Annotated in this window: 10 protein-coding genes and 3 pseudogenes; 10 read left to right on the top strand and 3 right to left on the bottom strand. The window is 51.7% G+C overall.

Annotated elements, in window-relative coordinates:
• From ACR0K5_RS24785 to ACR0K5_RS24750, 8 genes and pseudogenes are all read left to right on the top strand, one after another.
• Positions 1 to 336 (top strand): annotated as a pseudogene (locus tag ACR0K5_RS24785) (hypothetical protein); the annotation flags it as partial.
• A 769-nt stretch (positions 337 to 1105) separates the two neighbouring features.
• The gene (locus tag ACR0K5_RS24780; RefSeq protein ID WP_480632189.1) at positions 1106 to 1459 is read left to right on the top strand and encodes a roadblock/LC7 domain-containing protein; all 354 of its coding nucleotides are present in this window, start codon (positions 1106 to 1108) and stop codon (positions 1457 to 1459) included.
• 111 nt (positions 1460 to 1570) lie between these two features.
• The gene (locus ACR0K5_RS24775) at positions 1571 to 2248 is read left to right on the top strand and encodes a response regulator (protein ID WP_480534955.1); all 678 of its coding nucleotides are present in this window, start codon (positions 1571 to 1573) and stop codon (positions 2246 to 2248) included.
• Positions 2249 to 2294: 46 nt separating this feature from the next.
• The gene (locus ACR0K5_RS24770) at positions 2295 to 3605 is read left to right on the top strand and encodes a HAMP domain-containing sensor histidine kinase (protein WP_480534957.1); all 1311 of its coding nucleotides are present in this window, start codon (positions 2295 to 2297) and stop codon (positions 3603 to 3605) included.
• 819 nt (positions 3606 to 4424) lie between these two features.
• The gene (locus ACR0K5_RS24765; protein ID WP_480534959.1) at positions 4425 to 4886 is read left to right on the top strand and encodes a phage regulatory CII family protein; all 462 of its coding nucleotides are present in this window, start codon (positions 4425 to 4427) and stop codon (positions 4884 to 4886) included.
• 239 nt (positions 4887 to 5125) lie between these two features.
• Positions 5126 to 5431, top strand: a complete 306-nt coding sequence (locus ACR0K5_RS24760) for a hypothetical protein (protein WP_480534961.1) — start codon at positions 5126 to 5128, stop codon at positions 5429 to 5431.
• 327 nt (positions 5432 to 5758) lie between these two features.
• The gene (locus ACR0K5_RS24755) at positions 5759 to 6805 is read left to right on the top strand and encodes a Hint domain-containing protein (RefSeq protein ID WP_480534963.1); all 1047 of its coding nucleotides are present in this window, start codon (positions 5759 to 5761) and stop codon (positions 6803 to 6805) included.
• Between the two features lie 138 nt (positions 6806 to 6943).
• Positions 6944 to 7276 carry a YegP family protein gene (locus tag ACR0K5_RS24750; protein ID WP_480534965.1) on the top strand — a complete coding sequence of 111 codons (333 nt, stop codon included), beginning with the start codon at positions 6944 to 6946 and terminating at the stop codon, positions 7274 to 7276.
• 142 nt (positions 7277 to 7418) lie between these two features.
• Here the strand turns inward: ACR0K5_RS24750 and ACR0K5_RS24745 are convergent.
• Positions 7419 to 7600, bottom strand: a pseudogene (locus tag ACR0K5_RS24745) (DDE-type integrase/transposase/recombinase); the annotation flags it as partial.
• A gap of 246 nt (positions 7601 to 7846) precedes the next feature.
• On the opposite strand from ACR0K5_RS24745, the gene ACR0K5_RS24740 reads away from it, so the two are divergent.
• Positions 7847 to 9064: an IS110 family RNA-guided transposase gene (locus ACR0K5_RS24740; protein WP_480534967.1), complete on the top strand. Its 1218-nt coding sequence runs from the start codon at positions 7847 to 7849 to the stop codon at positions 9062 to 9064.
• 34 nt (positions 9065 to 9098) lie between these two features.
• Here ACR0K5_RS24740 and ACR0K5_RS24735 read toward each other — a convergent pair.
• A pseudogene (locus tag ACR0K5_RS24735) lies at positions 9099 to 9620 on the bottom strand (IS6 family transposase); the annotation flags it as partial.
• A gap of 557 nt (positions 9621 to 10177) precedes the next feature.
• Here ACR0K5_RS24735 and ACR0K5_RS24730 point away from each other — a divergent pair.
• Entirely contained in the window at positions 10178 to 11224 is a 1047-nt protein-coding gene (locus ACR0K5_RS24730; RefSeq protein ID WP_480534969.1) for a cytochrome-c peroxidase, read from the top strand.
• A gap of 396 nt (positions 11225 to 11620) precedes the next feature.
• Here the strand turns inward: ACR0K5_RS24730 and ACR0K5_RS24725 are convergent.
• Positions 11621 to 12028: GFA family protein (locus ACR0K5_RS24725; RefSeq protein ID WP_480534971.1), on the bottom strand; the 408-nt coding region annotated here is incomplete at its 5' end.

Below are 12028 nucleotides of genomic sequence, written 5' to 3'. Positions count from 1 at the left end.
GCTCGCGTAGCAACCATTGGTGCATATTTGCCAACCCATCTGTTGAGAGTGGCAGCGTCGACTCACACACCGCGTTCGGCCATGCGCGCGCACGCCAACTGCGTCATGCAAGGCAAATGCCAGTTAAAGCATCCGGATGGCGCCGATCTGCTCGATCGCCTCGTCAAAGAAGGCGCGATGCGGATCGAGCTTTCCCTTGGCCTTCGTGCGCTGGTGCTGCATAACCTTCCGCTCGGCGGCTGGATGTCTGGAGAGCGGGGCCTCGCCGCCCATTCTGGCAGGCAGCAGGAATCCAAAACACCCGTAGAAACGGCGCTGTCACGAGCCTGCAGCTGATGAACACTATGACTGGATGTGTCAACGACAACAACCTGGCGAAACCTACGACGGATGTGCGGAACGATTTTGAATTTGCTACCGGTCAGACAGTGGATGCAACTAAGCCACAAGCTCGGAACCTAGATGCTCATTACCTTTCAGATATTTAAGTAACCCGAAAAGCTGTTGAAAAAAACCCATACTCTAAAGCTCAACAGATCAATGAGTGCTGAGGTTGGGTCTTATGTTGAGCTTAGTGTTATTCGGGTTGGCGAGTGTCATCTATGAAGCAGGACATATGTGGACGGTGTTCCTTATAAGTTCTGAAGCTACATTAGCCATTCCGGTCCCGAGTACACCAAGTTTTTTCTTGGCCGTTATGACGATTGTGAAGCTTCTGAGCAATGTTCGCAATCGTTGTCAGAGCCCTGACTCCCCCCTTTCTAGATTGCGATCAAATCATAAGCGCCGTCCGGTTCAGAAAACCAGAGCTCTTCCCAGACTGGAGGATGGGCTGGTCGATCAATTGTTTCTTCGCACCCAATCCTTGGGATGTGGCCAATCACTCGATGAATGCCATAAGTCAATCGTCTCAGCGAGAATTGGATAGCAAATGTTGAAGCCCAAGGGTGATGTTTCCTCTGTGATTGGCAGGTTGAACAAACGATTTGGCCTGATTCAAAGACACATCATCACCATTCCGCCCGCAAACGCTGAGACCTACCCAGACGATCAAACACCTGGGTCGGATCAAATCAACTTTTCCATGGCAATAAAGGAGCTAATCATGTCGTTGGACATCTCTAAACTAAGTGAAATCAAAGGTATTCTGGGGGCGTGTCTGGTCGACAGTGAAACCGGCCTTATACTTGTCTCAGAAGGCGGTTCCAAGTTCGATTTGGAAACTGCAGGTGCCGCGAATGTTGAAGTTGTCCGTGCAAAGCTGCAAGCAATGGAGGCACTGAAACTCAACGATACAATCGAAGACATTCTGATCACACTGGGCAAACAGTTTCACCTGGTTCGCCCGTTGGAAAAGAGCCCCAACATATTTGTGTATGTCGCACTGGATAAAAAGGCTGCAAACTTAGGATTGGCACGACTGCAAGTCAAAGCGGTCGAAGAAACGCTGAGCCTTTGATCCGCGTCCGTTGCTAAGTGGATCCGGCCTTCTGGATATGGTTGGATCCATTTGACGGCGAGTTCGGTAACTCTGTGCGACGAAAACAACAGTGATGCTGAAGGTGTGAAAATGAAAATACTGTTTGCTGAAGATGACAGGAAGATCGCTGACTTTGTCAGTTCAGGCTTGCAAGAAAATGGCTTCAGCGTAGAGTGGTACGAAGATGGTCGAGATGCGCTGTCTTACTGCCTTTACAATGAATGTGATGCAATCATTCTTGATCGAATGTTACCAGGAATGGATGGGCTTTCAATTCTAAAGGCGCTGCGGGCTGCCCGAAAGCAAACGCCGGTTTTGTTCCTGACATCGATTGGAGATGTTGAGAACAGAGTTGAGGGGCTTACCGAGGGAGCGGACGACTATCTGGTTAAGCCCTTTCATTTTTCGGAGCTTTTGGCGCGTTTGCACAGCATTATCAAGCGACGCTCTGCAGGCGTAGCTACGACTGAGATTCACGTCCACGACTTATCGATGAACCTGCTTAACAGGGTCGTGAAACGGCAGGATTTGACAATAGACTTGTTACCTCGCGAGTTTTCACTACTGGAAGTACTGATGCGGAATTCCGGGCGGATCGTGACACGTACTATGCTTCTGGAGCAGGTCTGGGACTACAACTTTGACCCAAATTCAACTGTGATTGAGACTTACATCAGCCGGCTTAGGGCAAAGATTGACAAGCCCTTTGAGACGCCTCTTCTGCACACATCTCGAAATGTTGGGTACAGCCTCCATGCACCGCGCTAATATATTTTCCGGCGCCCCGTTCCGGACGGCTTGTTACGCAGCTTTGGTGGTCTGGATCATCACTGCTGTTTTTGGCTACGCAGCCTATATAGCGCTGGAAGACGAGCTCCGCTCCAATCTTGAGCAGCAAATTCTTGAAGAAGAAACTCTACTCCATGAAATTCTACTGGACGGTGGAGCAGAAGCGGTCCAGCGGGCAATCGAACACCTGAACAACCCTCACCGGACAGCGCTTCATATGATCGCCTTGTTCGACAAACACAATGCCGTGCTTGCGGGATCAATCGCTAAAACACCCGAAACGAATGGCTGGCACGAAGTGGATCCGGATTTCGTGGAGATTGGTGGGGCTGATCCTGTATATCTACTTCGCGCTTCCGAGTACCTTGGCTATCGCACGATCGTCGCACGTAGCCTGACATCACTCAATCAGGCATTAACAGTGCTTTCGGAAGGGCTATTGCTATTAACGCTTTCGGCAACTGCCACTGTTTTGGGGCTGGGCTATTACGTCAGCTCTCAGAGCTATCGCAAACTCAAACGGATCGAACACGCTCTCGATCTAGTGTCGCAGGGGAACACCGATATTCGGCTGCCGGTTTCCAGCGCGAATGACCAGATAGACCGGGTTTCCCGCCTGATGAACCACCATCTGGACAGATTGTCGAGCCTGCTTATCAGTACCCAAACAACGGCCGTCACAATTGCCCACGATTTGAAGAGACCCCTGTCTCATGCGTTTCTGGCACTGCAGCAGGTGTTTAGCGAAGTTGAGTATGGCGGAGACCCGAGACCAAAGCTCAACGAACTGGAATGCGAACTGAAGCGTTTGAGTGCCGTCTTCGACACGATCCTGAGAATATCGCGGATTGAGGGCAGTGGGCGTCAGGACCACTTTTCGACAGTTAATCTAACTGCGTTGGTAGAAGATATTGTGGAAACCTACTTCCCGGTGGCCGAAGATGAAGACAAGGCTCTGTCGGCGGATTTCAACACGGATACTGTCTTGATCCGCGGCGATGAAAGCATGCTTAAACAGGTGCTGGTCAACCTGGTGAACAACGCGCTTCGGTATTGTCCATCGGGCTCGTGGATCAGGGTATCTCTGGTGGCGACATCTGATTCTGTGGAACTGATCGTGACTGACAATGGACCAGGAGTTCCCAAACCACAGATCAGCAAGATCTTTGATGCCTTTTACAGAGTGGATGCCGCTCGATCCGAGGTTGGAAACGGGTTGGGTCTGGCGCTCGCGAAAGCGGTTGCAATACGCCATGGAGCAACAATCATCGCAGAAGACAATGAGCCGGGCCTAAGGGTTCGAATGAGATTTGAGCGGACCCCGATAGCCGCTTGAGTGCACATTGCACGAAAACTCCGCACCGGGCATTCGGCAACCCAAACAAACACGTAAGCCGTTTCTGGAACATAAGGAAATTCCATGACAAATAGAGCAATACACTTAACTACGACGATGTGTGCGTCTGTTGCTCATGCCGAAGAAACAGAGTTTAAATGCACATCGGTTGTATCCAGAGAAGAAGTTCAAGTCTTCCAGAACCGGGATCTCTCGGAAGCTTGCCTGATTGTTCAAGGCGCATAAGGCATGGCCTCAGTTGCACATGGACTGGATGGAGTGACATTCATTCATATCAAGTGACGAGGTCTGGGCCTAGGCGCTACACATTCTAATCATGATCTACGAGTTATCCACTCATGGGGCGACGGCAACCGAAGATCACGGACGCTGTTCAAAAAGTGAGTAGCTTCTTGTTCTCGCTCGATCACCAACGGAACAAAAGGTCAAAACCTTTCGAAAATTTAAGATTAGTGAAAACTCGGTGAAATTTCCTCTGCACAAGATGTTGCCATGGTTGGAGCTAAAACAAAACACTCGGCTGAGGAAGCACTTGCACCCCTCCAAGGGGGTATCACCGGTACCGTGAACACACACGGGCCACTCACTCGTAAGCAAGCCGTCCTCGGCCTAAGCAGCGCTCCCCTCCACCCCCCTGGAAGGGGGCGCTGCAGGTTCACCAAAATCGGTGTTCTTCTGCGTCCCATAGTCTTGTTCAGAACCCGTTTGAATTCAACCCGAGACTAACCGGAGAGACTACTTGACAACTGCAGCAGTTTCCGTGGCCTAGACCGTTTCCTAATCAGAGTGAACAGAAACATGGTGAACATCGAATCTTATCTCAAGAAACACACGGAAGCTCTGGTTAAAGATGTTGGTCTCACAATCGCATGTGAAACCACTTGCAAGTCCAAAGCAACACTAGGCCGGTATTACTCCGACAATGCCGAGCACGTAGATCGGTTCATGCCCCTTGACACAATCGTACAGCTCGAAAGCTCTGCTAGTTATCCGCATGTAACTTCGGCATTGGCCGATCTGAAAAATATCAAACTCTCATATAGTGGGCACAACTCGATCGGCCCGCGTTCTGGAGGTGTGCATTCAGATGTTATCGCGTTGAGCCGGAGGTTCGGCTTACTGATAGCCGAATACCAAGTGTCGATTGAAGACGGAGTCATTACAGTGACCGAGGCCAAGCGTTTGCTGAAGGAAATAGCCCGTCTTCAGCGGGTTTTAATCGAAATGAAACTGAACCTTGAAGACGAATGTGTTAAATGATGCAAGTAATCCCCTATCCCGAAGTGTCAGTTGCGGCCGTAGTCGATAACCCCCTGCCCAATTGGGACACCGCTAACGCCAGTGAGGCCCCCCCAAACCTAAAGCTTAAAACGTCTCGGCAGTCGACGGCTTTGCTACATCAAACAAAGATCCGTGAGTGACGTGGTCTTTGGCTTGTACCGGCAGGCGGTGCCAACAATAGTTGCCAGAAGCAGAATTGGGGAAAGGACCCTAAGAATATGGAAGTGTTTTGGAACGAAAATGACCGGATGCGCAATCTGGCGCAGGACGGCTGCGATTTTCGGGCGCTCAAGCTGTCCCAATGGCGCGACGGACAAACCTGCCCCACGGTTCAAAACCCTGCTGGCGAAACCCTCAACGTAACCATGATCCCGATTAACGGCGAAGCGCATGTGCTCTATTGGAAAGGGAGCTCTGTTGCGACGGGCCTTGTCCCGAAGAGATGCCCAAGGGCCCATAAATTACGCAAGGCAACCGAGGACGAAGTCGCGGCATTTCTGGAGGCCAAGGTCGCTATTGTGTAGAAACCACGCCAATCAGGCCGTCCTGTCTCCGCGATCACGGATTTGATGGGGCCTCCTCCTTTCTCGCCTCCCCGCGTTGACCCAGAAGTGGGACTAGGGAACTCCATAGTCTTGCAAAAAACGGTCTCAGTGCCATTTTCCTCAAAACTTGGAGATGCGATGAAAGTCAGCCTTTTCCCCGTGAACCAGACGCAGACCATCCTTTGAAAATCAGGTCGGATTAGTAAGGTGGAGCCGTTCACTGACCGGCTTTTTCTTCGAAGATCCCGTTAGTGTTGCGATCGCGGACAAGCGAACAAAAAGCACAAAAGAAAGCAGGAAAAGCCGATGTCCATAAACCTCTTCGGAGCCTTTCGTACCGATACGACAATGACCAATGCCGCGGCAGGCTTCGGTACATTTGGCTCAACATTTGAGATCAGCGCCTATAGCCAGATTACCATCACGGACGGCATAGATGGCACCATCGTCGATGGTGACAACGTCGTAAACGAGACTCCAAATGACCCAACCCAAACGTATCTGGGCAATGCGATTTTTTGGGACTACACAATTCAAATCAACGATGGCACCAACACATACGAGATTGGTATTGTTGACTACGATATCAACGGCGATGGAACGAGCAACGGTGTCAATGCCGAAGATGGTTTCTTCATTGCCTTCATTGGCGGATCGATCCCGCCACTCAACACAACGTTGACATTTGGGCCTATCCTAGACAACGGTCCCAACGTTGATGTTGACACACTTGTCCCATGTTTTACAGCGGGCACGAAGCTTGAAACGATCGATGGCCCCCGCCCCATTGAATCCCTCAGCGTTGGTGATGAAGTCCTGACATTAGACGATGGACCTCAGCGCATTCGATGGATTGGATCCCGGAGTTTGAATTCTGAAGACCTGACATTGAAACCCAAGTTACGGCCAATTCGGATAAACGCGGGCGCGTTGGGTGATGGGTTGCCCTGCCGTGACCTGCTTGTTTCGCCGCAACATCGAATGCTTGTCCGGTCACCGATCGCAAAACGGATGTTCGGTGATGATGAAATTCTAATACCTGCGCACAAGCTTGTCGCCTTGCCCGGTGTTTTCGTTGATGACAGCACTCAATCGGTCACATATCTACACGTGCTGTTTGACAATCACGAAATAGTCTTTGCAGAAGGCGCACCAACGGAAAGCTTGTTCACAGGACCAATGGCGTTGAAGAGTGTCGGCGAGGAAGCATATGAAGAAATTCTCTTTCTTTTTCCAGAGATTGCGTCACCAGACTACTCACCCACTTTAGCACGCTACGTCCCACCTAAAGGCAAACAGATGAGCAATCTGGTACGGCGCCATGCACAAAATCAAAAAGTACTGGTCGCATAGCTGTGATACAATGTCCTTATTTGTATCGGAATCCGGTCGGAATCACGTCAAGGTCGCTGCGACTCTTACCTTGTGACCCTTTGCAAAACGCTGCAACATCGTTCTGATTTTTGGCTCAACAATAATGAGGTAGATCATATGCTTGGGCAGTTTGAGATCTTCGAAGACAAGGCTGGGGAATACCGGTTTCTGCTGAAGGCCGGTAATGGCGAAATCATTCTGGCCAGTGAAGGCAATGTTCAAAAGGCCAGTGCGGAAAACGGTATTGCGTCAGTGAAGACAAATGCCCCCAATGACAACAGGTACGAACGAAAGGAAACCAAGTCGGGTGGATACATGTTTAACCTGAAAGCCAGCAATGGGCAGGTCTTCGGAACAAGCGAAAGCTATCCCAGCGCGTCCGCACGCGACAATGGTATTGAATCCGTCAAGCGCAACGCTCCTGATGCGCGTGTTGAAAATCTAACCTAGTCCAGACAACACACGCGGTTTGTGCCTATCGCCCGCCAGCACCGGAGGCCATCATCTTGATGGACCAAAGGCCAACCATGTACTAAATTTGGTTTTGTCGCAAATTTCTTGGAAGGCAACGTAGGTTGAGCAGGAGAGTCGATTATCCTGCCAATTGCGCAAACTGTTGAAACGGACGGAGTCCAGGGTGGATTGACCCGTTCGGATCATGTTGACCATATCAATCCCTGCGAGAGCGGATGCCGCTGAATCAAAAGATTTAAAGCCGAGCATGGGCCTGATCCTACGTTTGATAAAACGGTAATCCTGTTCAATAATGTTATTATCATGAATGAGCTCGACGCTCCAATCGGAGGTGTTGAAGGCCTTGATGTGAATTAGAATTGATCCACCGGGATTGGGGCGTTGGGAGCACGAATGGCGGGCAGGCCGAAGTATCTCATGAGCTGCGATCTCGGGTTATTATCTGATCACCCCTTCGACTTGCCCGGTTGCGCTGCGAGCGCGAATCCGTAGTTGTCGTGTGGCCCGCTGGCTCCTTTGGTTACTGACCTTGGAAAGGAGCCCATCATGAAGATAATTGCCCTTGATGTCCATCGCACTTTCGCTCAGGTGGCGATCCTGGAGAATGGCAAGATCCGGGATGCCGGTCGCCTCGAGCTTGAGCAAGCGCACATCCTGAAGTTTGCAGAGCGGCTGAATGTAGAGGACGAGGTCGTTCTGGAAGCGACAGTCAACACAAAGGCCATAGTGCGGCTGCTGTCACCCTTTGTAAGCCGTGTTGTCATCTCAAACCCACTGCTCGTTCGTGTCATCGCCTGGACCAAAGTCAAGACCGACAAGATCGATGCAAGTGTTCTGGCGAAGCTTCACGCCAGTGGCTTTCTGCCAGAAGTCTGGATGCCGGATGAAGAAACGGAACGGCTGCGTCGGGTCGTGGCTGAACGGGTGCAGCTTGTTTCCCAGATGACTCGCCTCAAGAACCGCATCCATTCGGTGCTGCATGCCAATTTGATCCCGCCGTACAACGCGTCTCTCTTTACTAAGCGCGGGAGGAAGTGGCTGGAGTCACAACCTGTCGCGCAAGACCAGCGCCGTGTCATCCTCCGCCATGCCGACGAGCTGGACCGCCTCGGTCTCGAGCTAAAACAGGTCGATGAAGACCTTGCGCAAACAGCGCTTCAGGAGCCGCGCGTGAAACAGATGATGACAATCATCGGCGTGAACATGATCGCTGCTTTGAGTGTTCTGGCTGCTATTGGCGATATCGGGCGCTTCCCGTCTCCGGAGAAACTCGTCAGCTATTTCGGTCTCAACCCCCGGGTGCGCCAATCGGGAGACAAAGCTGCCTATCACGGCCGCATCACCAAGCAGGGTCGGTCACATACGCGGGCGATGCTGTTGGAAGCAGCATGGTCAGTCTCCCGTACGCCAGGACCACATAGAGCCTTCTTTCGGAGGATCAGAGAAAAGCGAGGCAACCAAATCGCAGCGGTGGCAACAGCACGCAAGCTGACAGTGGTCATCTGGCACATGCTCTCCAAGGGCGAAGAATACATCTGGAGCCGTCCCGCTTTGTTGGATTGGAAGCTCAGAAAGCTACAACTGACGGCTTGCTACCCGTCTCACCGCGGTGGAAGAACGAAAGGCTCAGCTGCCGACTACAGCCTCAAATCAGTACGTGATCGGGAAAGAGAAGCTGTCGGTCACGCGGAAGCGGTTTTCCGGAGTTTCGTAAAAAAGTGGAAACAGAAGTCTCCGATGGCAAAGCCCGTCGCACCTCAGTAGCTCACCCAAAGACAAGGGCGCGGTGCATCAAAAAGTTCTTGTCAAATACATCCGTGAGGCATTTCCGCCTGACCATTTCGATCGGGAACGGGCAGCCATAGCTTTTGAGCATCTTGTTGATCGCCTTGATCCCAGCTGTATTGGCACCACTTTTGTCAATGACGATCTTGCGCGGTTGACCGTTCACCTCAAGCGCGCGGGCGAAGAACCTGGTCGCTGCGGCTTTATTCCGGCGCTCGGACAACATGAAATCTAGTGTCTTGCCGTGTTTGTCGATCGCTCGGTAAAGATAAACCCACTCTCCCTTCACCTTCACATATGTCTCATCCATGCGCCACGAATGGTCTGCGGGACGCTTTCTATACCGCACTGCTTCAGCAATGAGGCCTGCAAATCGGCCGACCCAACGATTCTGCGTTGCATGATCCAGTTCAACGCCACGCACCGCCATGATTTCTTCCAGATCCCAGTATGAAAAACCGTAGCGCAGGTAGATGAAAACCGCGTGCAAGATCACGTCTTTCGGAAAATGCGCCCCCTTAAATGAGATCGTCACCGCCTGCTCCTGTCCAGTTCCAGTGCGCGCTGCCAGAAACGCACTCTGACTGACAGGTAGGGGAGAAGTTTGCGACAAAACCAGACGGGACATGCCTTGCCCCATCAGAACTTCAACCTGCCGTAACTTCGAGACAATCTCTTCGGGCTTCGATCTCTTGTTTGCCATTCGTAGTCCTCCGTTTCCTAAACATAACGGTGGAACAGTTCAGTTGGGGAGGCTCTCACTCGTTATTTATCGGCTATGGGTCCAGAGTCCAGAAGGTCTAGTGTAGGCGTCATCGAGGAAGCATTTTTCTTCCGATTTCGATAAACAACCGAAAGCCAGATCTCGTTGCACGGAGGAACTACTGTTCATCCGCGATGGACAGGTCCAGCCAAATCTATGCGTACAAATGTTCGGATGGCCTCTCCAAACCATGGCGGGGCCGCGAATAACTAACCCTAGATCTCCCTACACATTCCAGTTACCATATATTAGAATTGATCTAAATCAAAGGATCAAATTGACGCCTGCCTCAATATCCAAACAACGCGCGACTTACTTTGGAGAATAAAATGTCCAGTAAACTGACGCTTGCATGTGCGATATTTGTTATCGGCAATCAGGCGGCCATCGCCAGCGAGTTGCGCGAGACCGCGCTGGAAACTTTCAAGCCACTGCCGTCCACCGTTCCGGCGGTAAAGGACAACCTGATAACGGATGCAAAGATCGACTTGGGTAAAGCGCTTTTCTTCGATCCCCGCATGTCGGCCTCGGGGGTCTTTTCGTGCAACAGTTGCCATAATCTGGCGACAGGCGGGGATGACAATCTGGAGACCTCGATTGGTCACGGGTGGCAAAGGGGGCCGCGCAATGCGCCGACGGCTTTGAATTCGGTGTTCAACGAGGCGCAGTTCTGGGACGGGCGAGCTGCTGATCTGGCAGAACAGGCGAAGGGGCCTGTGCAGGCCGGAGTGGAGATGGCGAACACGCCGGACAACGTCATCGCCACGTTAAAATCCATGCCGCAATACGTGGACTGGTTCGAAACGGCGTTTGCGGGCGAATCCGATCCAGTGACTTTCGACAACTTCGCCAAGGCCATTGAAGCGTTCGAGGCCACTTTGATCACGCCCGCACCTTTTGATGCCTGGCTGAACGGCGACGATAACGCAATGTCTGACGTCCAGTTGGCGGGCCTTGAGAAGTTCATGGATCTGGGTTGTTCTACTTGCCATTCCGGCATCAATGTCGGGGGGCACGGTTACTATCCGTTCGGCCTGATCGAAAAGCCGGGTGCCGATATCTTGCCCGCGGGTGACAAAGGGCGCTTTGCCGTCACCGAAACGGTCGATGACGAATATGTTTTCCGCGCCTCGCCGCTGCGCAACGTCGGCCTGACAGCCCCCTATTTCCATTCCGGAAAAGTCTGGAATCTGAAAGTTGCCGTTGAGATCATGGCTGAAAGCCAGCTTGGTGAAGAGATTTCTGATGAAACCGCCGCTGAACTGGTTGCGTTTCTGGACAGTCTGACTGGCGTCCTGCCGACGGTGACCTATCCGGTTCTGCCCGCCGAAGCCGCGACAACACCGCGCCCTTCCGGGGACGTTTTCTCAGAGTAACTGACAACCCTGCTCCCACACGGAAGAGAGGCGGGCACCACGTCTCTCTTTCGACACCTACCCGCATGTCTGTGTTGACGTTCTGTCCTTTGACAGACAACCGTCGTCCTAAAAGGTCCGCCAAGACTGGCACCGCAATAGGAATATCAGTCAAAGGATTTTAGGGAATTTTCACGGGTTTGTTGATTTTTTCAACACTGTTTTGAGGGAAACCGAGAAACGCTACCGCAGGAGATTTCTTCATGGCTCTTCCAATATGGAACGGCGCTGTTCTGTAACGGCTGGAAACCGCAGGCCCGCGCAATAACGTTGTGTCCGTCGTCAAGCATTTCTGATCCAAGAAGATCTGGCTCTACCGTTTCGACAGGGGGAAGCTCTGCAAAATATAGCGACACTTCAGCCGCTGCATGTAAGCCATGATCTATCCGGAGACACGGTATCGAAAACCTGTGCATCACTTGGAAAAACAAACCACGGCTGCGCACTTCGTGCAAACACGTGATGGGTGGATTTCAACCAGCTCGTATCATCAAGCGTACCCGGCTTCAGGCTAAGTTGGTCAGCCGCATTGCTGGCATGATGGTGAATCCGAGTGCCGCAATCTCGGTAAAAAGAGTTCGTAAAGAGTTGTCCGTGATCCGCCCGACGTAGAAAGTTTTTCAGTTCACCAGCAATGATTTGGGAATCACATGAATGAATGCGCATTGCCAGACCGCTGAGCCTCCCCAACTGAACTGGTCCACCGTTATGTTTAGGAAACGGAGGACCACGAATGGCAAACAAGAGACCAAAGCCCGAAGAAAT

The organism is Ruegeria sp. AB9 (assembly GCF_056542585.1).
This window is presented reverse-complemented; position numbering and strand designations above follow the sequence as displayed.

Bases quoted from the DNA above. Each gene is read 5' to 3' on its own strand.
- ACR0K5_RS24755 (WP_480534963.1), top strand. From the start codon at position 5,759: ATGTCCATAAACCTCTTCGGAGCCTTTCGTACCGATACGACAATGACC.
- ACR0K5_RS24750 (WP_480534965.1), top strand. From the start codon at position 6,944: ATGCTTGGGCAGTTTGAGATCTTCGAAGACAAGGCTGGGGAATACCGG.
- ACR0K5_RS24760 (WP_480534961.1), top strand. From the start codon at position 5,126: ATGGAAGTGTTTTGGAACGAAAATGACCGGATGCGCAATCTGGCGCAG.
- ACR0K5_RS24740 (WP_480534967.1), top strand. From the start codon at position 7,847: ATGAAGATAATTGCCCTTGATGTCCATCGCACTTTCGCTCAGGTGGCG.
- ACR0K5_RS24730 (WP_480534969.1), top strand. From the start codon at position 10,178: ATGTCCAGTAAACTGACGCTTGCATGTGCGATATTTGTTATCGGCAAT.
- ACR0K5_RS24775 (WP_480534955.1), top strand. From the start codon at position 1,571: ATGAAAATACTGTTTGCTGAAGATGACAGGAAGATCGCTGACTTTGTC.
- ACR0K5_RS24780 (WP_480632189.1), top strand. From the start codon at position 1,106: ATGTCGTTGGACATCTCTAAACTAAGTGAAATCAAAGGTATTCTGGGG.
- ACR0K5_RS24765 (WP_480534959.1), top strand. From the start codon at position 4,425: ATGGTGAACATCGAATCTTATCTCAAGAAACACACGGAAGCTCTGGTT.